Here is a 20,304-nt window from a genome sequence, read left to right on the forward strand (position 1 = left end):
GCACCCTAGAGTACGTCGCTGAAGCGCTCCGAGCCGCGATCGGTACCGGCAGGCGGGGCCACCGGGGCCGGCGGCTCGACGGGGGCCGGCCGGTTAATCGAGCCCGGTTGCTCTATGAGGCTGGAGGCGGAGTCATCATCAAGGTCCATCCACTCGGGGCGCCTACGCCCGGCCCTCCTGTCGTTTATGCGGGCGAATTGAAACGCCAACTCCACGAGCAGCGACATCGCAAGCGCCAACGCCAGCATGGAGAAGGGATCCTGGCCTGGCGTCATGATGGCGGCGAAGATGAACAGCGCGACGATGATGTAGCGGCGCTTGTTCTTGACGTGGTCGTAGTGCAGCAGGCCCGCCACGTTGAGCATGACGATGATGAGGGGGACTTCAAAGCTCACCCCGAAGATGACGAGGAGGGAGAGCAGGAAGTTGTAGTATTCCCGGCCGGTGAGAGCCGCGACCTGGAATTCAGAGCCGATGGACATGAGCACGTAGAGGCCCTTGTCCAAGACGACGTATGCCAGCGCGGCGCCGAGCACGAAGAGGACCACCGCCAGGGTGACGAAGGTGGCGGTGTATCGCTTCTCGTGGCGCAGCAGCCCGGGGGTGATAAAGCCCCAGATCTGGGTCAGCCAGACCGGCGAGGAGAGCACCATCCCGGCGAGAGCGCCGACCTTCAGGCGCAGCATGAACATCTCGAACGGAGAGGTGGCCAAGAGCCGACACTGCCCATCGCCGGTGAAGTCGGCGCGCACGTGGTCGGGGAGGTTGCAATAGGGACCGCGGATGATCTCCCCCAGCGGCATCAGGCCGGGTGGGGCCTGCTGATACCAGACGAACCCGACGACGGTGCCCACGACGATAGCCACAAGCGAGACGATGACCCGGCGGCGGAGCTCCTTGAGGTGCTCCACGAGGCTCATCTCCCCGGTGGGGTTCTTCGGCTTCTTGGCGCGCCCGAGGCACCGCCGCACATCAGCGCGAGTCACGACCCGCTAGTTCTGGGGGCGGGGCTGGTTTTCGGGGCGATCCCAGAAGGAATCCTGCGCGGCCGGCTGCACCGGCTGCACCGGCTGTGCAGGCTGGGCAGGCTCCGTGCGCACCGACTGCGTCTCCGGGGCCTCCGGGGCCTGCTGGGGCTCGCCGTCGTTGTGCAGCTCCTTGACCTCGCTCTTGAAGATGCGCGCGGAGCGCCCCACCGAGCGGGCCAGATCCGGCAGCTTGTTCGCGCCAAAGAGCAGCAAAATGATGGCCAGGATGATGAGGAATTCCGTCCCAGAAGGGAAAGTCATGGGGTTCCTTTCGTGCCGAGAGCAGTATGTGAGGGTCATCTTAGCCCCGCCAGCCCGGCGCTCGCACGGCGACGCACCTCGCCCGCCAGCCCCGCGGGTGAGGTGAGCCGAACGCGGTCCGCCTGGGCGAGGCAGAAGCGCACAAGCCAATCCGCGGATCCATAGGGCATGGTGGCCTCCACCCACTCCCCCTTCACCTCGGCGAGGTCGATCTCCCAGTACTCGGCGAGCCATGTTGCCTCCCGGCGCACGAGGAGGCGCGCGCGGGCTCGGTCGGAAAATCCGAAGGGGTCCGAGCCGTCAAAGCCGGGTGCTCCCGCGGGGATGTCGGCTTCGTCGGGGGTGAGCCTGGCGGCCCTAATGCGATCGAGGCGGAAGCTCTTTGGCTCGGCCGCCCCCGGCTCGAAGGCCCGCAGGTAGGTCTGGCCGTCGCGGTGAAAGAGCGAGGCCGGGGAGACCGTGCGCACAGAGGTGGAGTCGGAGGACGCCGAGTAGTAGTCCAGCTCGAGCTGCCTGCTTTGCCGGATCGCCTCTGCCACGGTCGCGGCGACGGGCCAGGCCTGTGCATCGGCGTCGAAGTCCCCGTCGACGCCGCGGCCGCGCGAGACGGCGCGGATCTTGGCCGCCGCGGAGGCCACCGCCGCGGGGTCGACGAGGCCGGGCATGTTCTCCAGCGATTCCAGGGTGAGCAGGAGCGCGTTGGCCTCCGTGGGGGTCAGGCGCAGGGGTTTGTTGAGCCCTTGGTCGTCGATAAGCGTAATGCCCGTCCAACTCGCGACGAGATCGATGAGCTCGCCAGGGCCGCTGCCGACGCCCGAGAGCGTGAGCCGGGTGAGGTCAGCCATCACCTCCTCGTGCGAATACCCCAGGTCGCGGGCGATTTCCATCGGGGTCGCGCCGGGGTGGCTGTGGAGGTACGGGATGAGGTTGAGCGAGCGCACAAGGCCCGCGAGCTTTTCTGGGCTATCGGTCATCCTCTGCGCCTTTCTCGAGCAGCGCGATCACGTCGGCGCGCACGTCCGCGGGCTCGATGCCCTCCACGTCGGGGGCGAGGCCGACGCACGTGCGCACGAGCCAATCGCGCTCGACGCCCTCGAAGGTGATAGAGGCCCCGTCGCGGGTTCCCCTGGCCTCGAGCTCGGCGCCACGGCCCGGGGGGATGGAGACAACCGCGTCGACGACGGGGCCGCGCACCACGTCGTCGACGACCTGACGCAGCGGCCTGGTCGGAGGGGTGAAGTCCGGCTCGCGCGAGGCCCGGACGTTGCTGATCCGGGTGGCACGAAACGCCCTCTCCGCGCCGCGCTCGACGTCCCACCCGACGACGTAGGCGCGCCCGCGCACCGCGACGATCCCCCACGGGTCCATCACCCGGCGCTGCGGTTCGGCCAGGGGCGCGGGCAGGTAGTCGAAGACCATGCGGCGGTTTCCCCGCACGCAGGCGGTGACGTTTTTGACCGTTTGCGCGTCCAGGCGCACCACGTCGTTATCGAGCGCGTCGAGGGAGGGGCTATCGAAGGTGCGCGTGGCGCCGGAGGCGGCGAGCTTGGTCCAGCCCGAGCGGGCGAACGCGCCGAGGCTGCCTTGGCTGCCGAGGTCGCCGGCGAGGCCCAGCACGGTGGCCTCGGCGTCCGTGAGCTCGATGGCGGGCAGCTCGTAGGCGTCCTTGTCCACCCACACCAGACCGTTTTCCATGCGGGCGGGAACGCCGGCGCGGCGCACCGTGAGAATATCGCGGCTGAGCTGGCGGGCCAGGGTCGGCCCCGTGCGGCCCTCGTAGCCCTCGACGTGTGAGCCCACCCAGTCGTAGTCGCGCGGGCGCGGGGAGCCGAGCAGAGCGAAGGTGAGGTTGGTGAGGCGCTGGTTGACCGCGCTATCTTCCGCCATTGCCACCTGCCGTTTAGTCCGAATGAGAGATCATATACGAGATTAAATCATCGACCGCCTCGTTGCTGGCGGAAAACGGGTCGGGCAGCGCGACGGTGCGCGGCTCGGGGCGGTTCGCCTTAAGGTGGACCCAGTCGACGTTGACCTGGGCGCCGAGCTCATCGGCCGCGGCGAGGAAGCGTGCGCGCAGCGTGGCGCGGGTGGTCTGCGGAGGCGTGGACACGGCGGCCTCAATGGCCTCGTCGGTGGTCCAGCGTGTGGCTAGGCCTTTGCTCTGCAGCAGGTAGAACAGCCCGCGCGTGCGGCGGATGTCGTGGTAGGCGAGGTCGATCTGGGCGAGCTTGGGGTGGGACCATTCGCACCCCAAGCGCTCCTTGAACTGCGTGAGCAGCCTGAGCTTGATCATCCAGTCGACCTCGCGGTCGACGCCGCTAAAGTCCTGGGTCTCAATCGCGTAGAGGACGCGTTCCCACAGCGTGACGACGCCCATCAGCTCGGCAGTCGGTGTCCCCTCGTCGGGTCGGTGGGACAGCCAGCGGCGCGCGGCGGCGCAGGTTTCCCGCTGGATGTCCAGCGCCGTGGCCGTGGTGCCATCCTTCAAGCGCAGCTCGGTGCGCCCGGTCGGGTCGGCGGCGATGTCCCGGATGTACTCGATCGGGTTATCCAGCTCGAAGGTTGGCATATCGAAGCCCGCCTCGAGCATCTCGAGGACCAGCAGGGTCGAACCGATCTTGAGCGCGAAGGTCGGCTCCGACATGTTCGAATCGCCCACGATGACGTGCATGCGCCGGAACCGGTGGGAGTCTGCGTGCGGCTCGTCGCGGGTGTTGACGATGGGCCGGGTGCGCGTCGTGGCGCTGGAGACCGACTCCCAAACCTGGTCGGCGCGCTGCGAGATGAGGAAGCGGCCGTTTTTGATGATGCCGGCCCCGCAGATGAGCTGCCGGGTAATAAGGTGCGGCATAAGCAGCAGGGAGAAGGGCTTGAGCGCGAGCGCGCGGCCGACGAGGTAGTTCTCGTGCGCTCCGTAGGAGTTGCCGCGCGAATCGACGTTATTTTTAAACAGGTAGATCTCCCCGCCAATGCGCTCGCGCTCTAGGGCGGCCTCTGCCTGCACGGCGAGCCGGTCGAAGATAAGCTCGCCCGCCTTGTCGCTGTTGAGCAGCTGGGTCAGCGAATCGCATTCGGCGGTGGCGTATTCGGGGTGCGCCCCGACGTCGAGGTAGAGCCGGGAGGCGTTGGGGGTGAAGATGTTCGAGCTGCGGTGCTTGGCCACCACCGGGCGAAACAGGTAGCGCGCGACCTCCTCGGGGCTGAGCACGGGAGAGCCGTCTCGCACGGCGGTGATGCCAAATTCCGTCTCCACGCCCATGATGCGGCGGGCGAACACGGGTTACTGACCGCCCTTTTGCACGTAGGAGCGGACGAACTCCTCGGCGTTGGTGTCGAGCAGCGCGTCAATCTCGTCGAGTAGGTCGTCGGTGCCCGAGGTGTTGATCTGCGCCTGGCCCTGTTCGAGCTCGCTTTCGTCCTCGGGGCCCGGCTGGGAGCCGTGAATCTGTTGTTGCGCCATGCCTAGAGCCTACCCGCTAGCGCGTCGAGGACCTCGTCTACGGAGCGTGCCTTCTCAATTAGCTCGCCGACCTCCGCCCGGCCGAAGCGGTTGACGTCGTCTAGCTGGAGGCGCACGGGCCCCCGTTCGGTCTCCAGTAGCACGGATTGCCAGTTCGACGCCAGCACGCGCTCGCCGAAGCGGGTGCTGAGCATGCCGCGGAGGTACGCGCGAGAATCCTCGGGCGGGTGGGCCGCGGCGCGGGCAATTGCGTCGGGGCTGGCCAGCGTCTTCATTCGGCCCGTGCAAACCAGCGCGTGATGCAGCGATGACGCAGGGTCGATGTCGGCGTACTGCAGGTCAAGCGCCTTGAGCTTTGGGTCTGCGATGTCCACGCCGCGGCGCAGGTACCCCAGCACGAGCGCGTACTTCGCGGTCCAGTCGAGACGGTCGGCTGTCGATAGCGGATCGCGCTCGAGGTCGTCGAGAAGTTCGCCCCACAGCTCGAGCACTCGCTTGTCGACGCCTCCCCCCGGCACCACCCTCGAGCGGTAGACGCGCAGGATGTCGATGGCGCTCATGCGGCGGGCGTCGTCAAGCACAAGCTCGTGGCGGCAGGTGGGGTCGTGCGAGACCGCCCTGATCTCGGCGACTGGGTCTTTCAGCGCCAGATCGCTAAAGTCGACGCCGGCCTCGATGGCGTCGAGCACGAGCTTGGTCATGCCGAGCTTCAAGAAGGTGGAGTACTGGCTCATATTCGCGTCGCCGACGATGACGTGGAGCCGGCGGAAGCGCGTTTCGTCGGCGTGCGGTTCGTCGCGGGTGTTGATGATGCCGCGGTTCAGCGTCGTCTCCAGGCTGATTTGCTGCTCGACGTAGTCGGCGCGCTGGGAGATCTGAAAGCCTTCGCGCTCGCTTTCCTGTCCGATGCCGACGCGCCCGGCGCCGATTAAGACCTGGCGGGTGACAAAGAACGGGATGAGCGCTTGGGCGAGGCGGCCAAAGTCGGTGTGCCGGGAGTATTGGTAGTTCTCGTGGCTGCCGTAGGAGGCGCCCTTGCCGTCGACGTTGTTTTTGTAGAACTTCAGCGGCGGGCACGGCGCCTTGTCCTTGAGCACGCTCACCTGCTGATTGTGCAAGTCTGTGATGATGGCGGCAGCGTCGTTTAAGACGATATCGCCTGCGGCGTCATAGATCATCGCGTCCCACGCGTTGGAGACCTCCGGCGAGGAGTATTCCGGGTGGGCGTGGTCTACATAGAAGCGCGCACCGTTGGCCGTGACCACGTTGGCCACCCCCATCGCATTGGCGTCGACGACGGGAACCGTGTGGTAGCGCTTGAGGTCGAACCCGCGGGCGTCTTTCAAGGGGTGCTCGGCCTCGTAATCCCAGCGGGAGCGCGCCGTGGTCCGCATCGCGGCGTAGGCCACGACGGCGTGGGTCGAGGTGATAATCGGGCTCAGGCTCGGGCCGTCCGGGCAGGTGATGCCGTACTCGGTTTCAGTGCCCATGTAGCGGTTTGTATGTTCAGCCATCCGTTCTGCCAAGGTGGGGGTCGGATTGTTAGGCATTAAGTGTAGACGCTTCGTAACACGGCGGGTTGCCGGTATCTGGGGCCTGCCCTAAGGCAAAGGGTATGTGAGCTATACCACACTCGGCGGTCGACCAATCGTGGTTCCGCAACACCTGTATGTGTTATGGTGAAAATCGCTGTCACAATCGGAAAGCTCTAAAGGCGAAGACGGCAGTCCTCTCCATACCCACCCTCGAAAGGAAAGTCATGTCTAAGAGGCATTCTGTAATAGCCTTAGCACTATCTTTTGTACTCGGAGCGCTCGGCGCCCCGGCTGCGCACGCCGCGGGAGGCTTCGCTACCTCCGCCCTCCCTAACTCATGGTCCCTTGAACCGTCTGCGTCGGTTTCTGATAAGGACGCTCCAGCATTAACTTCGCCCGATGCAGCGGATTCTCCGCTCATCACGCCTTTCGCACTTCAAGCAACCGGTGGAGCAGGAACGTGTCGTCTCGTAGTCTGGGATATCGGATGGGACACCTCATCGAACTGGCTTGGCATTCAAGGTGGGCGCGAAAACTGCACTAACTACGCGTCGTTTAACGTCGAATTGCGGAAAGACCTCAGCCTTCGCCCTGATCCACTTCTCGGGAAGGTGACTGGTTCAGGAAATCAGATTGTCCGTGCCTTCGGAGCTTGTCAAGGGCGCGGGGCCTACTACGGAAAGGTTGTGAGTAGTACCGGGTTACAGCTGAGAGGAGACAACTCCACAGTGTGCTACTAATGCACTCGCCAGGTCGCCAAGAATGGAGCAACGTCTGTGCTGATCGAGACACACACTCTGTCCAAGGTCTACCGGACCCGCGGCCGGACCATTGAGGCGCTGAAGGATGTATCGGTGAGGTTCCCTGCCGGCGTTACGGCCCTGATCGGCTCGAACGGCAGCGGAAAGTCGACGCTGATGCGCATCCTCTGCACGATTGAGTCGGCGAGTCGAGGAAGCTTCCGCCTGAATGGAAACGTCATTGAGGGCAAGGCGCGGGCCCTGTACCGGCTGCGCATTGGGTATGTTCCACAGGATGTCCGTTTCGTCTCAACGATGTCCTGCAAGGACGTCCTGGCATATGCTGGCTGGGTTGCGGGGCTTGACCGCAAGCGCTATCTCACGCGGATACCCGAAGTGCTCGAACTCGTTGATTTGCCCGATGCCGTCAATGCTCGGATTGGTTCTCTCTCGGGCGGGCAGAATCGGCGGATAGGAATTGCGGCAGCGCTGATGCATGAGCCGGAGATCCTGTTCTTAGATGAGCCCACCGCGGGGCTGGACCCGCAGGCGCGGATCGAGGTACGGAAGATCCTCAACCAGGTAGCGAGCACGGCAACCGTTGTCTTTTCCACTCACCTTGCGGATGATGTGGCCACGCTGGCCCAGCGCGTGATTGCCATGAACGCAGGTCGTGCGGCCTACGAGGGATCCTGGAATGAACTTGTCGAAGCAGCGATGCAGTCGCAAGACGCGGATTTGACTCACGACGACCTTGAACTCGCTCTCACGCACGTGGCAAACACCTCCGCCGACAAAGGCAGCGCATCATGATCGTGAGGAAGCTGGGCTCCCCCGCCATGCTCTTGCTCGGAATCGTTCTCGTGGTGTCCAGCGTCGCGACGTCATTGTGGTTCGCCACCAAGGAACTTGGATTTGACTATCTCCGCTGGCCTGACGTCGCGTTGCAGCTTCGCGAGGCAACGTGTTTCCTCGCGTTTGCCCTCGCCGTGGTGTCGGCTTTTAACGTAGCTGCGCTCACTGCCCCGGGGATTAACTCTGCGTCTGTCCTGGGAAAACATCCCATCCACCGACAGATTCTCCAGCTCATAGTAGTTCCCGCTGTCATCATTGCGCTTGGTATAGGCCTTGGATTTCTCCCGACAGTCATTGTGGGCATAGGCCAGGGCCACGCCTCGATAGGTGGATTTGGTCTTGGCTTTCTCGCGTGTATCTCCTTTTTGGTCACGATTGCATCGCTGGCAGCGCTGCTCGGCATCTTGCTCAGGTCATTCCATCCGGTTATCTCGGCTGTTGTCGCGCTGCTCTTGACATACTTCCTGGTCGCGCTCGCGGCCAATTCCTCGTGGGCGTGGGCTGCCGCTCCCATCAACCTAGGTGCTGGTATTAGACCAATCGATCTCATCGAGCCGAGAAACGCTAGTGCGTCTGCTCTGGTCTGTCTGCTCGTCGCCTGCCTGAGCCTGGCACTTGTGAGCTTTGTCGTGGAGGCGTCGAGGATGGCCATGGCCGCGAGCGCCGCGGCTTTTACGGGCATCGTCGGTGTTGCCGCAGCCGGGCAACTCCTTGCGGGATCTGTCGACATCGTCGACAATGATGTGTGCGAATTCACGGCACGGGGAACCGAAGTCTGCGTGAACGCCGCCGACGCGCCTGGCCTGAGACGCGCGGTCGACGACGTGTCAGCCGTGGAAGCCTACATTCCCGCAGAGAAGTCTCTCGCAGCCACAGATTCGTTCCGCATCATGACTCAAAGCGACTACGATCACTTCCAGATCCGGGGAGATCAGCGGCGTATAGACGTCGGCCAGTACGTGCTCAGCGGTCTCGGCATCGAAAACTGTACTGATCCTACGTCAGAGGGGGCCTTCGTCATCGACAGGGTGGGTGTGTACATCCTCAACACCACCGGCGCGTATTCCAAGGTGGTCGCTGAAAACGGTGCCTTCTATAAGGCTTTTAGCGACTCCGGAGAAGCGTTAACAGGCCCAGCAGATGAGCTGTCCCAGCTTCCCATAGACGTCGCGGATCGGCTCATTTTAGACAACTGGGACGCAATTACCTCGTGTCGAGGCACGTACGAGATGTTTTGAGGTCTCGGTGCTGCCTAGTGCACCCGCTCACCGAGCAGTTAAGGAGAATCGATGCCGCACCGGAGCGTTTTCTTATCTACCCCCTGGACCGTGCTAATCGCTCTCGCCGGTGTGTGCGCGATCATGGTTCGATTTTTGAGGGACATCACGTTTCACGTCGGCCCATCGTCCATCGACCCGTACGTTATTACCGCAAGCGAAATCGTCCCGCTGCTCTATGCGGTATGCGCTGTCGCGCTTGCCGCACCCCGCATGCCGGATGTGGATCTGCGAAGAATTCGGGCGCAATGGCTGGCGGTGGGGCGTTATGCGACTGCGGCGCTTCTTGTTGCAGGGGTTGCGAGCTTCGCTGCATATCAGGTGAAGGTTGCGTATTTCTTGGAAATGCAATCATTTACGAGAGTTCTCTTATCGAGCGAGGGCGGAGGACCAGAGTCGGAACTGATAGTGAACAATAGCCTGCTACTTCTCGCTATCGCAGGTATCGCTATCACCCTCCTGGGCAAGCTGCGCGGGGTGATTGCCTCGATTGTGTTGTGGATGCTTGCTAACTCGCCTCTACTGTTTACCTACGACTTGAGCCCATGGCCCTTCGACATCCTGGAAGAGGAAGGTCCCTGGGTGTCGTGGCCGCACATCGGGACGACCGCTGTGGTCTTCCTCGCCGCATTCCTCGTCGAATTTCGGACCGCCGGGGCAAGTGCCGTGGCAGCGCGCGAAGACAAGTAGCGATCAATTACGGACGCGCACCTTTTCCACAAACCTCGCGTGGATCGTCGTATCCCCCGTCAGCTCCGGGTGAAAGCTCACCGCCAGAGCGCTGCGCGTCTCGACGCCCACGATGCGCCCGCCTTTGGTGGCGATGACCTCGACCCCGTCGCCGACGCTTAAGACCTCCGGCGCGCGGATGTAGGCGGCCTCGACCGTCCCGTAAGCGGTGTCGATGCGCTCGACGGCGCTATTGACCTGACGCCCGAACGCGTTGCGGCGCACTCGCATCGGGATCACGCCCAGGCCCTCCTGCCCCGGCGCCGGGTCCTCGATCTCGGTGGCCAGCGTGATGAGCCCCGCGCAGGTGCCGAGCACCGGAAGCCCGTCGCGCAGCGCGGCGGCGAAGGCTTCGCGCTGGCCGAAGATGCGCAGCAGCCGGTCGATTGTCGAGGACTCGCCTCCCGGGATGACCAGTCCGTCGACGTCGTCGAAGCGGCGCAGCAGCGCGACCTCAGCGCCGAGGGATTTAAGCATCTCTGCGTGCTCGCGCACGCCGCCCTGCAGCGCCAGGACGCCGATCCTTACCATCCGCGCTCCGCCAGGCGGTGCGGTGCGGGCACGTCGGCGACGTTGATGCCCACCATGGCCTCGCCGAGGCCGCGGGAGGCCTCCGTGACGGCCGCGATGTCGTCCCAGGCGGCGGTGGCCTTTACGATGGCCGCCGCGCGGGCGGCCGGGTTGCCGGACTTGAAGATGCCGGAGCCGACGAAGACGCCGTCGGCGCCGAGCTGCATCATCAAAGCGGCGTCGGCAGGCGTCGCCACGCCGCCGGCGGTAAAGAGAACTACGGGAAGCTCCCCGTGCTCGGCGACGTATGCGACGAGGTCGTAGGGCGCCTGCAGCTCCTTGGCGGCGACGTAGAGCTCGTCGCGGCTGGAGTTCCACAGGGACTGCAGCCGGGCGATCTCCGCCTTGATGGTGCGGATGTGCTTGGTGGCCTCGGAGACATCCCCGGTGCCTGCCTCTCCCTTGGAGCGGATCATGGCGGCGCCCTCGTTGATGCGTCGCAAAGCTTCGCCCAAGTTGGTCGCGCCGCAGACGAAAGGCACGGTAAACGGGCGCTTGTCAATGTGGTTGACGTAGTCGGCGGGGCTTAACACCTCGGACTCGTCGATGTAGTCGACGCCGAGGTGCTCGAGGATGCGGGCCTCGACCGTGTGGCCGATGCGGGCCTTGGCCATGACGGGAATATCCACGGCGGAGGTGATCGCTTCGATGAGGTCGGGGTCCGACATGCGGGCCACCCCGCCCTGGGCGCGGATGTCGGCGGGCACGCGCTCGAGCGCCATGACGGCCACGGCGCCGGCATCTTCGGCGATGCGAGCCTGCTCGGGCGTGACGACGTCCATGATCACCCCGCCCTTGAGCATTTGGGCCAGTCCAGATTTCACAGTGGTATCGGTCATGCGTTCCAGGGTGCGCTCGCAACTGGTAGATTGCAAGGGCCAGTAACCCGCGATTATTTTGGACCAGTTTATGTTTACCGTCGATCGCTCCCTTCCAACCTCCTTGCCGAACCAGATCGCGACCGGCATGCGCACGCTGTTTGGCTCCGGGAAGCTCGCCGCTGGCGACAAGGTGCCCTCCACCCGCGAGCTCGCCCGCCAGCTCGGGGTCTCGCGCGGCAGCGTCGTGGCCGCCTACGACCAGCTCGTCGCCGAGGGCTTCCTCCTTACGGCGCAGGGCGCGCCGACCGTCGTGCACCCCTGCCTGCCCCGCCGCGCAGCTGTGGCGCCCCACTCCCCCGCACCCACGCGCCCCTCGCAGCAAAGGACAATCTCCTTGCGCCCTTCCTCCGGACATGCCGGAACGATCGGCACCGCCGCGTGGCGCCGTGCCTGGCGGGAGGCCGCGGATGCCCCAGCTCGGGACCTCGACAAGTCGGGAGAGCCGAGGCTGCGCGGCGCCATCGCGGAGCACCTCCGGCTCGCCCGCGGCCTCACCGTCGACCCGGGCACCGTGCTCGTGACCGGCGGTTCACGCGACGGACTACTGCTCATCCTCATGTCATTGGGCCGCAGTCTGCGCGTGGGCGTGGAGGACCCAGGCCACCCCGGGCTGCACACGATCATCCCCCTCGCGGGACACACGCCCGTGACGTGCCGCAACGACGCGCGTGGGGTTGTGGTCGAGGCGCTTCCGGACGACCTCGACGCCCTGTTGGTAACGCCCTCGCACCTCTACCCGCTCGGCGGGGCGATGCCGGCGCCGCGGCGCGCTGAACTGCTCGAATGGGCGGCTAGCCGCGGGGTGGTTGTCATCGAGGATGATTTCAACAGCGAGCTGCGCTACCGCATCTCCCCGCAGCCGCCCTTGGCCACGCTTTCCACCGACGCCACCGTGATCACGCTGGGCACGTTCACGACGCTGTTGAGCAAGCAGTTCAGCGCGGGCTACGTCGTTGCCGGCGCTGCGGCGGTAGGGGCGCTGCGCCGGACGCGAGAGATGCTCGGCATGCCGGTCTCCCCCGTCACCCAACACGCCATCGCTAACCTCCTCGAAGGCGGGCACGTGCGGCGCACCACGAGGGCGGTGCACAAGCGGCTTGCAGAGCGAAAAGACATCGTCAGCGCGCAGGTTGTGCCCGCGTTGCGCAGGAATGGGGCCACCGAAATCGAGCGAGAGGAGGTCCTCGGCGTCGACCTACTCGTTCGGTTCGGCGACGGCGCAGCGCAGGAACAGTTCAAAAACCGGCTCACTGCAGGAGGGGTCGAATGCGGCCACGTCGACGCCGGGTCACCGGAGGGGATCTTGATCAGCTTCGGGCACCTGAGCCAGCGGGACTTCGACGCCGCGGTGGGCGCGATAAGGAAGATATCAGGCGAGGGATAGCTCTCTATCCATTGCGTAGGAGGCATGCGAACGGCAATGAATTAACAAAGCGGACTGGCGCTCGCAGAAAACTACTTGAAGTCTAGTTATCAATAATCGAGCGCCGTGTTTATGAATCACTGAACGACGTAATCAATTATGCACCATTTTGCCGCAAACAATACAAATTAATGCAAGGTGTCAATCAAAGTGCGGGCCTGCACTATGCTGACTCCTGGTCGGCTTTCTCGGAGAGCCCTAATGGCTGCAGTTGGCCCCTCTTCCGCTTTAACTCGTTTGAGGATGAGTTGTTCCTCTTCTGGCAGTACGACATTTGCTGCGCTTCCGCCTGACCGCCATGATAGACCGAAAACAAGCAATGCGAGCGAAAAGCCGATGCTGATAAACCCGATGATCGCAAGTGCACTACTCGGGCCGTCGGAAAGTGCTATGCAAAGGCTTCCCACTATAAGAACAACGACAAACGATTTTAGAAGCTTATTACGCATTAATCCTCCTCAGCGCACGTTAAGCACAGTTTTCTCTAACTGCAGTAATCCCCAGCAATTCGGATGCAGTAGCGCCGGCTGCGTCAAGCCCCGCTTGCAGGCGCTCCGCGTTAGTTGTTGCGCCAGTTAGCAGCTGCATCGCCTCCTTGACATTGCCGATGGTTTTCACGAACTTTGCCAGTTTTACTGCGGCTCCTACGGGGGCAGCAATGATGGCCGTCACGGAAGCGACACATTTGCTCCAGCCCCACACACCTTCTGGATCAGCAACTACAGGATAGGATATCTCGTCCGAAAGCGCAATGGATTGGACTATTCCCCCATCAACTATTTCGTATTTAGTGGGAACATTTTTGCCGGAAGCGTCAACCGCCCATGGTGCGGAAATGGACCCCAGGACTTCGCCAGCCTCGCTTTAGAGAGTGACCGACCCGTCGCTGTTTTGGACCAAGTTGATGCCTGAAGGATGGTCAAACATGAAGAGGTACTCTGAGGGTGAGTTCGGTCCATCGATCCGAATCTTTTGAGAGAATCGTGCTCCGTCGGTCCACGAGTCTATCTTATATGGGTCAGTTGCTTGTTCAGCGGAGTCCCGGTTTGCTTGCCCTGTGACTTCCAGAGTGCCCGATTGTGGATCAATGACGGTTACCGATTCAGGGATTTCGTCTGCTGCAGCTTCGGATGCCTGTGTAAACAACAGGCAGGTGGCAATAAAAAGCGGTGTGAATTTCCTCATGTCCTCACGCTAACTCTCTGGGGGGGCATGTCAAGGGATAGTTGAAAACGATTTTCGTAGACGGCACACCGTTACACGATCTGATTCGTTACCCCAGAACCTCCGCCGCGACGACGCGCCGCCCCTGCCGACCAGTGATCCGCGCCCACTCGTCGGGGTTCGCGGTGTTGGGCAGGTCCTCGCTCTCGTCCTGCTCCGCACGCACCGCGGCGCGCATGTGCTCGACAGTCACCCCGCTTGTCGACGCCCCCGCGATGTGCTCCTTGATAGCGAGCTTCTTGGCGCGATCGACGATGTTGGCGATCATCGCGCCGGAGACGAAATCGCGGTAGTGGAGCACCTCGGCGGTACCGTCGACAAGCTCGAGGCGGACGAAGGGGCGAGGTGCGAAAAGGGCGTCGACGGCGGCGTCGATAAGCGCCGGGATGGGCTCCGCGTGCGGGACGGAATCGGTGAGGTAGCGGGAGAAGATGTCGCGGGCCTCCTCGCGAGTGGGCCGCGAGACGCGGATCTTGATGTCGAGGCGGCCCGGGCGGAGGATCGCCGGGTCGATGAGCTCCTCGCGGTTCGTCGCGCCGATGACGATGACGTTGGCGATGCCCTCCACGCCGTCGATCTCCGTGAGCAGCTGCGGCACCACCGTCGTCTCCATGTCCGAGGACACCCCTGAGCCGCGGGTGCGGAAGATGGACTCCATCTCGTCGAAAAACACGATGACCGGGCGACCATCCGAGGCCAGCTCGCGGGCGCGCTCGAAGATGAGGCGGATGCGCCGCTCGGTCTCGCCGACGAACTTGTTGAGCAGCTCCGGGCCCTTCACGTTGATGAAGTGGGCGGAGCCGCCGTCGCCGATCCGGTGAGACAGGGAGTTTGCCACGGCCTTGGCGATGAGCGTTTTGCCGCAACCGGGTGGACCGTAGAGCAAAAGGCCCTTCGGTGGCGCGAGGTCGTAGTCGCGGTAGAGCTCCGGGTGGGAAAACGGCAGCTCGACGGAGTCCTTGATCGTCTCGATCTGCGATGCGAGACCGCCGATGTCGTCGTAGGTCACGTCTGGGACCTCCTCGAGAGAGAGCTGGTTGACCTCGGTCTTCGGCACCCGCTCAAAGGCGAAGCCGACACGGGGGTCGAACAGCAGCGTGTCGCCGGAGCGCGCGGTATCGATTAGCGGCTGCGCGAGGTGGATCAACGACTCCGCGCCCTGCTGGTCCGCCACGACTGCGCGGTCGCGCCCGATGCGCTCGACCATCGTGCCGAGCTGCCCGGAATCGTCGAAGCCGCAGGCCTCCACCACGATGGTTCCCTCGCCCAGCCTGACGAGGGCGCCGGGAACGAGGGTGCCGGGCTCGACGTTGGGTGAGACCTTCACTCTCATTCGCCGGCCCGAGGTGAACACGTCCGCCTCGAGCTTCGTGCGCGAGCCCGAGAGGTAGATCCCGTAGGGGTTGGCGGGCTCCTCCAGGGACTCGAGCTGCGCGTGCAGGTCCGCCAGTTTGTCCCGGGAGGCTTTCAGCAGCTCGGCGAGGCGCTTGTTGCGCGCCCCCATCGCCTGGATCTCCCGCTGGAGTTCGCGCATCTCGTTGTCCATAAGGCCAGCCTAGCGCGGGGCTATCGGCGCGCCTTGCGCTGGGGACGCGGCGGTGTAGTGCCGTCGGCAAGCCTGCGCGTCCAGACAAGAAACGCCGTGTGCGCGTTCATGCGGTGCTCGGGCCGGGTGGCCAGGCCCTCGACCTTCCACTCGCGCAGGAGGGTCTCCCACGCGCGCGGCTCCGTGAAGCACTGCGCCCCGCGGATCGCCTCCATGATGTTCATCAGCTGCGGCACCGTGGCCACGTAGGTCATGAACACCCCGCCGGGGATGAGCAGGTCTTTCACGGTGTCGATAAACAACCACGGCTCGACCATGTCGAGGATGAGCCTGTCCACGGGCCCGCCGAGGTCCTCGCGGGTGACCGCGCCGAAATCCCCGAGGCGCGGCTCCCACCACTGCGGCTCCTTACCGAAGTACTCGCGCACGTTGTCGCGGGCGTAGGCGAAGTGGTCCTCGCGGATCTCGTAGGAAAACACCTTGCCCTCCTGGCCCACGGCGCGAAGCAGCGACATTGTCAGCGCGCCCGAGCCAGCTCCGGCCTCAAGCACGCGGGCGCCCATAAAGATGTCGCCCTCGACGAGGATCTGGGCCGCGTCTTTGGGGTAGATCACCGCCGCCCCGCGCGGCATGGACAGCACGTGGTCCACCAGCAGGTGCCTAAAGCACAGGTAGTCAGAGCCGAGCGAGCTCTTGACGACGCTCCCCTCGTCCGCCCCGATGATGTCGTCGTGGGAGACGATGCCCTTGTGCGTGTGGAACTGCCCGCCGGCGACGAGCTCTATGGTGAAGTGGCGGCGTTTGGCGTCGGTGAGCTGCACCTTGTCGCCGGGTTGGAATGGGCCGGAATACATGGGACTCCTTTGCTGGCTGTGGACGCTTAAGACTAACGCATCGCCCCTGGCACGGAGGTATCAAGCGCTGCGGTTGCGTGGTAAACGCCGCGTGGTAGTATCCTCAGCGAAACATAAAATCTGAGTGCGGATCCAGGGGTGATCCGGAAATCGGGGGGTCGGGACCGCCCGTCGACATGGGGGTGTCGGCGGGCGGTTTCCGAGGGACTACTCCCCCGCGAGGAATGATGTGAGCGCGGCGACAAACCATTCCATGTCGCGTCTGTCCGCCTGCTCGCGCGCCGAGTGCATCGACAGCAGCGGCACGCCCACGTCGACGGTGGGGATCCCGAGCCTAGTCGAGGAGATCGGCCCGATGGTCGATCCACAGGGCACATCGTTGTGGCCGACGAACGTCTGCACCGGCACGCCCGCCGCCCGGCAGGCGCGGAGCCACTCCCCCTGCGTCACGGCATCGGAGGCGTAGCGCTGGTTAGCGTTGACCTTGAGCACCGGGCCGCGGCCCAGCAGCGGCCGGTGGGTGGGATCGTGCTTGTGCGGGTAGTTCGGGTGGACCGAATGCGCGGCGTCGGCGGAGACCGCACGGGAGGCCGAGTAGAAGTCGATGGGGTCGCCCACGCTTTCAGCCAACCGTGCCAACACGCGCTCGAGCAGCGGTCCGCCCGCGCCCGTGACGGAGGCCGAGCCGACCTCCTCGTGGTTGAAAGCGGCGAACACCAGGATGTCCCGGGCGCCTTCCCGCGCGGCGATAAGCGCCTGCACACCGGCCCACACGCTGGTGAGGTTGTCGAGCCGGCCCGCCACGATCGCATTCCCCACGATCGTGGCGGGTTGGGTGTCGGCGCAGATCAGCTCGTGGGCGTCGATGCGCTCGGGGGCCACCCCAGCTGCCTCACCAAGTACCTGGGAAAACGGTCGGTTATCGAAGAGCACCGGCTGGGTGTGGGCCTGCCGGTCAATCTCCGGGGTATCCCCGCGGTAGAGGTGGATGGCGAGGTTAGGCACGCGGGCGATCGCGCCGGTGTCGACGAGCCTCTCGGTGCCGTCGGCAAGCACAACGCGTCCGGCGAAGCGGAGGTCGCGGTCGAACCAGCTCGCGAGGATCGGGCCGCCGTAGACCTCGACGGCGACCTGCTGGAAACCTTCACGCTCAACATCTGGGTGCGGCTTGACCATTAGCCCCGGGGAATCCGTGTGAGCGCCGACGAGCCGCACCCGCGGGCGAGGGTTGTCGGGGACCCACCAGGCGATGACCGCCCCGCCGTCGACTACGACGTGCCCGCCGGGGGCGGTGCCGTGATCGGGGGCGAACCCGGCGTCGGCAAGCATGCGCGCGATGCCACTGGCGGCGTGGAAAGCGGACGGGCTCGCGTCGAGGAACCTGAGAAAGTCGCGAATCATGCCTCCACTCTAAGATGGTTGTGGTTATGCCGATGAAACCGCTTGCCCTCTCCCCTTCCCGCGCCTCCGACTACACGCAGTGCCCCCTGCTCTACCGGTTTCGGGCCGTCGACCGTCTTCCGGAACCGTCGACCGAGGCCCAGGTCAAGGGCACGCTTGTGCACGCGGTGCTGGAAGAGATGCATGCCTGGCCGCGCGAGGAGCGCACCTACCCGGCGGCCGTCAAGCGCCTCAAGCCCGTGTGGGAGCGACTCGTCGAGGCGGACGCCAGCGTTGCCGAACCCGTCGCCGACCTCGAGCAGTTTCTTATCGACGCCAGAGCGCTCATCAGGGGCTACTTCCAGATGGAAAACCCCCTCGGCTTCGACTCGGCCGCGCAGGAAAAATACGTCGAGGCGGTGCTGCCGAACGGCGTGCCCGTGCGGGGATTCATCGACCGGATCGATGTCGCCCCGACCGGCGAGGTCCGCGTCGTCGATTACAAGACGGGCAAAAAGCCGCAGCCGCGCTATTCGGGTGACGCGCAGTTCCAAATGCGGTTCTACGCGCTCGTCTACTGGCGCCTCTTCGGCACCATCCCGGACCAGCTGCGGCTGATGTACCTCAAGGTCGCCGATTCGATGTTCCTGAGCCCCTCGCGCGAAGAACTCGAGTACTTCGAGCGCGACTTGGGCGAGTTGTGGGCCAAGATCGAGTCGGACGGGCGCGCGGGCACGTTCCGGCCGAAAACCTCGAAGCTGTGCGGCTGGTGCCACTTCCAATCCATCTGCCCCGCCTTCGGCGGAACCCCACCGGACTACCCGGGCTGGCCGGGCAGCGCGGCGGAACCCAGCGAAGACTAAAACAGCCCGGAGATCACGCCGTTCGCGTCAACGTCGATGTTTTCCGCCGCGGGCTTCTTCGGCAGGCCGGGCATGGTCATGACATCGCCGGTCAGCGCGAGCACGAAGCCGGCGCCGGTGCGCGGGATGAGGCTGCGCACGTGCAGGGTGTGGCCCTCCGGGGCACCGAGCGCGGTGGGGTCGTCGCTGAACGAATACTGCGTCTTCGAGATGCACACCGGCAGCGTGTCCAGGCCGTTGTCTTTGAGCATCTGCAGGTCTTTGAGCGCCGCGTTCGAGTACTGCACATCCGCGGCGCGGTAGATCTCGGTGGCGATGGTCTCGATGGAGCGCTCGACGCCCTTTGCCGGGTCATAGAGCGGGTGGGAGGAACCTTGGGCAAGCTTATCGACGACCAGGTTCGCCAAATCGATCGCGCCATCGCCACCCTTGGCCCAGGCCTCAACCTCCGCCAGGGCAACCCCGTGCTCCTCCGCCCAGTCGCGCATGAACTCTCGCTCGGCGTCCGTATCGCTGGTAAACAGGTTGAGGGCGACGACCGGGCTCACCCCAAACTTAGAGACGTTGTCCACGTGGCGCTCGAGGTTAGCCACACCCCGGCGAAGCGCCTCGACGTTTTCCTCCGTGAGCTTGTCCTTGGCCACGCCGCCGTTGTACTTCAAGGAGCGGATGGTGGCCACGATGACCGCGCCGGCGACATCGAGGCCAGCGTATCGGGCCTTGATGTCGAAGAACTTCTCCGCCCCGAGGTCCGAGCCGAAGCCCGCCTCGGTGACGACGATGTCGGCGATGCGCTGGGCCGTGCGGGTGGCGGTGATCGTGTTGCAGCCGTGCGCGATGTTGGCAAACGGGCCGCCGTGCACCAGCGCGGGGGTCCCGCCGAGCGTTTGCACCAGGTTCGGCTTGATGGCGTCGACAAGCAGCGCGGCCATCGCGCCCTGCGCGCCGAGGTCTCCGGCGGTTACGGGGACCTTGTCGTAGTTAAGGCCGATGGTGATGCGCGCGAGGCGCTCCTTCAAGTCTGCGAGGTCCGTGGCCAGGCAGACGATTGCCATGACCTCAGATGCGGCGGTGATGGAGAACCCGGCCTGCATCGGGGTGCCATCGGCGGGAGCGCCGAGGCCGGTGACGACGCTGCGCAGGGAGCGGTCGTTGACGTCGAGGCATCGCGCCCACGTCACCCGCCGCGGGTCGATGCCGAGCGCGTTGCCCTGGTGGATGTGGTTGTCGATGAGGGCGGCGAGCGTGTTGTTTGCCGCGGTGATCGCATGGAAATCACCCGTGAAATGGAGGTTGATGTTCTCCATCGGGACGACCTGGGCGTATCCGCCGCCGGCTGCCCCGCCCTTGATGCCCATCACCGGGCCCAGGGAGGGCTCGCGCAGCGCCACGGCGGAGCGCTTGCCGATCTTCGCCAGGGCATCCGCAAGCCCAATGAGGACGGTGGACTTGCCCTCCCCTGCCGGGGTGGGCGAGACGCCGGTGACGAGCACGACCGATCCGGTGGGTTCGTGTGCGAGCGAACCGGTGTCGACCTTGGCCATGTACTTGCCGTACGGGATCAACGCGTCTTCGGTGATCCCGGCCTTGGCCGCGATATCGGTGATGGGAGCGAGCGTGTGGGCTTGGGCAATGTCGACGTCGGTTTTCACGTCGGTGTTTTTGGTAGCCATACACC

20 protein-coding genes are annotated in these 20,304 nt (G+C 64.7%); 5 read left to right on the plus strand and 15 right to left on the minus strand.

Features of this window, described 5'->3' with window-relative positions; all coding sequences use genetic code 11:
* Nucleotides 1-5 precede the first annotated feature (5 nt).
* From tatC to dop, 7 genes are all read right to left on the minus strand, one after another.
* On the minus strand, nt 6-920 hold the full coding sequence (gene tatC, locus C3E79_RS05495; protein ID WP_108405075.1) for a twin-arginine translocase subunit TatC: 915 nt from the start codon (nt 918-920) through the stop codon (nt 6-8).
* A gap of 72 nt (nt 921-992) precedes the next feature.
* Nucleotides 993-1,289 (minus strand): Sec-independent protein translocase subunit TatA, encoded by a 297-nt coding sequence (gene tatA / locus C3E79_RS05500; RefSeq protein ID WP_108404008.1) that lies wholly within the window; start codon nt 1,287-1,289, stop codon nt 993-995.
* A gap of 35 nt (nt 1,290-1,324) precedes the next feature.
* Nucleotides 1,325-2,263 (minus strand): helix-turn-helix transcriptional regulator, encoded by a 939-nt coding sequence (locus tag C3E79_RS05505; RefSeq protein WP_108404009.1) that lies wholly within the window; start codon nt 2,261-2,263, stop codon nt 1,325-1,327.
* A complete protein-coding gene (locus C3E79_RS05510; RefSeq protein ID WP_108404010.1) occupies nt 2,253-3,176 on the minus strand; it encodes a helix-turn-helix transcriptional regulator in 924 nt (307 codons plus the stop codon). The genes C3E79_RS05505 and C3E79_RS05510 overlap by 11 nt, the downstream gene beginning before the upstream one ends.
* Before the next feature lie 13 nt (nt 3,177-3,189).
* Entirely contained in the window at nt 3,190-4,548 is a 1,359-nt protein-coding gene (gene pafA / locus C3E79_RS05515) for a Pup--protein ligase (protein WP_108405076.1), read from the minus strand.
* Nucleotides 4,549-4,569: 21 nt separating this feature from the next.
* Nucleotides 4,570-4,749 (minus strand): ubiquitin-like protein Pup, encoded by a 180-nt coding sequence (locus tag C3E79_RS05520; protein WP_108404011.1) that lies wholly within the window; start codon nt 4,747-4,749, stop codon nt 4,570-4,572.
* A 2-nt stretch (nt 4,750-4,751) separates the two neighbouring features.
* A complete protein-coding gene (dop, locus tag C3E79_RS05525) occupies nt 4,752-6,239 on the minus strand; it encodes a depupylase/deamidase Dop (protein ID WP_108404012.1) in 1,488 nt (495 codons plus the stop codon).
* An 821-nt stretch (nt 6,240-7,060) separates the two neighbouring features.
* On the opposite strand from dop, the gene C3E79_RS05530 reads away from it, so the two are divergent.
* The 3 genes from C3E79_RS05530 (at nt 7,061) to C3E79_RS05540 (ending at nt 9,846) form a co-directional block, all read left to right on the plus strand.
* The gene (locus tag C3E79_RS05530; protein WP_108404013.1) at nt 7,061-7,837 is read left to right on the plus strand and encodes an ABC transporter ATP-binding protein; all 777 of its coding nucleotides are present in this window, start codon (nt 7,061-7,063) and stop codon (nt 7,835-7,837) included.
* On the plus strand, nt 7,834-9,117 hold the full coding sequence (locus C3E79_RS05535; RefSeq protein ID WP_108404014.1) for a hypothetical protein: 1,284 nt from the start codon (nt 7,834-7,836) through the stop codon (nt 9,115-9,117). The genes C3E79_RS05530 and C3E79_RS05535 overlap by 4 nt, the downstream gene beginning before the upstream one ends.
* Nucleotides 9,118-9,207: 90 nt before the next feature.
* Nucleotides 9,208-9,846, plus strand: a complete 639-nt coding sequence (locus tag C3E79_RS05540) for a hypothetical protein (RefSeq protein ID WP_146183364.1) — start codon at nt 9,208-9,210, stop codon at nt 9,844-9,846.
* A gap of 3 nt (nt 9,847-9,849) precedes the next feature.
* On the opposite strand, the gene pdxT is transcribed toward C3E79_RS05540, so the two are convergent.
* A complete protein-coding gene (gene pdxT / locus C3E79_RS05545; protein ID WP_199219502.1) occupies nt 9,850-10,407 on the minus strand; it encodes a pyridoxal 5'-phosphate synthase glutaminase subunit PdxT in 558 nt (185 codons plus the stop codon).
* A 2-nt stretch (nt 10,408-10,409) separates the two neighbouring features.
* Nucleotides 10,410-11,294 carry a pyridoxal 5'-phosphate synthase lyase subunit PdxS gene (gene pdxS / locus C3E79_RS05550; RefSeq protein WP_108404017.1) on the minus strand — a complete coding sequence of 295 codons (885 nt, stop codon included), beginning with the start codon at nt 11,292-11,294 and terminating at the stop codon, nt 10,410-10,412.
* A 70-nt stretch (nt 11,295-11,364) separates the two neighbouring features.
* Between pdxS and pdxR the strand changes: the two genes are divergently transcribed.
* Nucleotides 11,365-12,720 (plus strand): MocR-like pyridoxine biosynthesis transcription factor PdxR, encoded by a 1,356-nt coding sequence (pdxR, locus tag C3E79_RS05555; protein ID WP_108404018.1) that lies wholly within the window; start codon nt 11,365-11,367, stop codon nt 12,718-12,720.
* Between the two features lie 507 nt (nt 12,721-13,227).
* On the opposite strand, the gene C3E79_RS11330 is transcribed toward pdxR, so the two are convergent.
* The 5 genes from C3E79_RS11330 to C3E79_RS05570 all read right to left on the minus strand — a co-directional run bounded on the left by C3E79_RS11330 (nt 13,228) and on the right by C3E79_RS05570 (nt 17,784).
* A complete protein-coding gene (locus C3E79_RS11330) occupies nt 13,228-13,431 on the minus strand; it encodes a hypothetical protein (RefSeq protein WP_146183365.1) in 204 nt (67 codons plus the stop codon).
* Nucleotides 13,432-13,623: 192 nt separating this feature from the next.
* Entirely contained in the window at nt 13,624-13,944 is a 321-nt protein-coding gene (locus C3E79_RS11335) for a hypothetical protein (RefSeq protein ID WP_146183366.1), read from the minus strand.
* 88 nt (nt 13,945-14,032) lie between these two features.
* Nucleotides 14,033-15,529: a proteasome ATPase gene (gene arc, locus C3E79_RS05560; protein ID WP_108404019.1), complete on the minus strand. Its 1,497-nt coding sequence runs from the start codon at nt 15,527-15,529 to the stop codon at nt 14,033-14,035.
* Nucleotides 15,530-15,549: 20 nt separating this feature from the next.
* On the minus strand, nt 15,550-16,383 hold the full coding sequence (locus C3E79_RS05565; protein WP_108404020.1) for a tRNA (adenine-N1)-methyltransferase: 834 nt from the start codon (nt 16,381-16,383) through the stop codon (nt 15,550-15,552).
* 207 nt (nt 16,384-16,590) lie between these two features.
* Nucleotides 16,591-17,784 carry a M18 family aminopeptidase gene (locus C3E79_RS05570; RefSeq protein ID WP_108404021.1) on the minus strand — a complete coding sequence of 398 codons (1,194 nt, stop codon included), beginning with the start codon at nt 17,782-17,784 and terminating at the stop codon, nt 16,591-16,593.
* Nucleotides 17,785-17,810: 26 nt separating this feature from the next.
* Between C3E79_RS05570 and C3E79_RS05575 the strand changes: the two genes are divergently transcribed.
* Nucleotides 17,811-18,626 carry a RecB family exonuclease gene (locus C3E79_RS05575; protein ID WP_108404022.1) on the plus strand — a complete coding sequence of 272 codons (816 nt, stop codon included), beginning with the start codon at nt 17,811-17,813 and terminating at the stop codon, nt 18,624-18,626.
* Here the strand turns inward: C3E79_RS05575 and C3E79_RS05580 are convergent.
* Entirely contained in the window at nt 18,623-20,299 is a 1,677-nt protein-coding gene (locus tag C3E79_RS05580) for a formate--tetrahydrofolate ligase (protein ID WP_108404023.1), read from the minus strand. The genes C3E79_RS05575 and C3E79_RS05580 overlap by 4 nt on opposite strands.
* Nucleotides 20,300-20,304: the final 5 nt, after the last annotated feature.

Origin of the sequence: Corynebacterium liangguodongii, assembly GCF_003070865.1 — a bacterium.
Taxonomy (GTDB): Bacteria; Actinomycetota; Actinomycetes; order Mycobacteriales; family Mycobacteriaceae; genus Corynebacterium; species Corynebacterium liangguodongii.

Excerpts from the sequence above, each read along its gene's own strand:
- tatC (WP_108405075.1), bottom strand. The coding sequence starts at position 920 with ATGAGCCTCGTGGAGCACCTCAAGGAGCTCCGCCGCCGGGTCATCGTC.
- tatA (WP_108404008.1), bottom strand. The coding sequence starts at position 1,289 with ATGACTTTCCCTTCTGGGACGGAATTCCTCATCATCCTGGCCATCATT.
- C3E79_RS05505 (WP_108404009.1), bottom strand. The coding sequence starts at position 2,263 with ATGACCGATAGCCCAGAAAAGCTCGCGGGCCTTGTGCGCTCGCTCAAC.
- C3E79_RS05510 (WP_108404010.1), bottom strand. The coding sequence starts at position 3,176 with ATGGCGGAAGATAGCGCGGTCAACCAGCGCCTCACCAACCTCACCTTC.
- pafA (WP_108405076.1), bottom strand. The coding sequence starts at position 4,548 with ATGGGCGTGGAGACGGAATTTGGCATCACCGCCGTGCGAGACGGCTCT.
- C3E79_RS05520 (WP_108404011.1), bottom strand. The coding sequence starts at position 4,749 with ATGGCGCAACAACAGATTCACGGCTCCCAGCCGGGCCCCGAGGACGAA.
- dop (WP_108404012.1), bottom strand. The coding sequence starts at position 6,239 with ATGGGCACTGAAACCGAGTACGGCATCACCTGCCCGGACGGCCCGAGC.
- C3E79_RS05535 (WP_108404014.1), top strand. The coding sequence starts at position 7,834 with ATGATCGTGAGGAAGCTGGGCTCCCCCGCCATGCTCTTGCTCGGAATC.
- pdxS (WP_108404017.1), bottom strand. The coding sequence starts at position 11,294 with ATGACCGATACCACTGTGAAATCTGGACTGGCCCAAATGCTCAAGGGC.
- pdxR (WP_108404018.1), top strand. The coding sequence starts at position 11,365 with ATGTTTACCGTCGATCGCTCCCTTCCAACCTCCTTGCCGAACCAGATC.
- C3E79_RS11335 (WP_146183366.1), bottom strand. The coding sequence starts at position 13,944 with ATGAGGAAATTCACACCGCTTTTTATTGCCACCTGCCTGTTGTTTACA.
- arc (WP_108404019.1), bottom strand. The coding sequence starts at position 15,529 with ATGGACAACGAGATGCGCGAACTCCAGCGGGAGATCCAGGCGATGGGG.
- C3E79_RS05565 (WP_108404020.1), bottom strand. The coding sequence starts at position 16,383 with ATGTATTCCGGCCCATTCCAACCCGGCGACAAGGTGCAGCTCACCGAC.
- C3E79_RS05570 (WP_108404021.1), bottom strand. The coding sequence starts at position 17,784 with ATGATTCGCGACTTTCTCAGGTTCCTCGACGCGAGCCCGTCCGCTTTC.
- C3E79_RS05575 (WP_108404022.1), top strand. The coding sequence starts at position 17,811 with ATGCCGATGAAACCGCTTGCCCTCTCCCCTTCCCGCGCCTCCGACTAC.
- C3E79_RS05580 (WP_108404023.1), bottom strand. The coding sequence starts at position 20,299 with ATGGCTACCAAAAACACCGACGTGAAAACCGACGTCGACATTGCCCAA.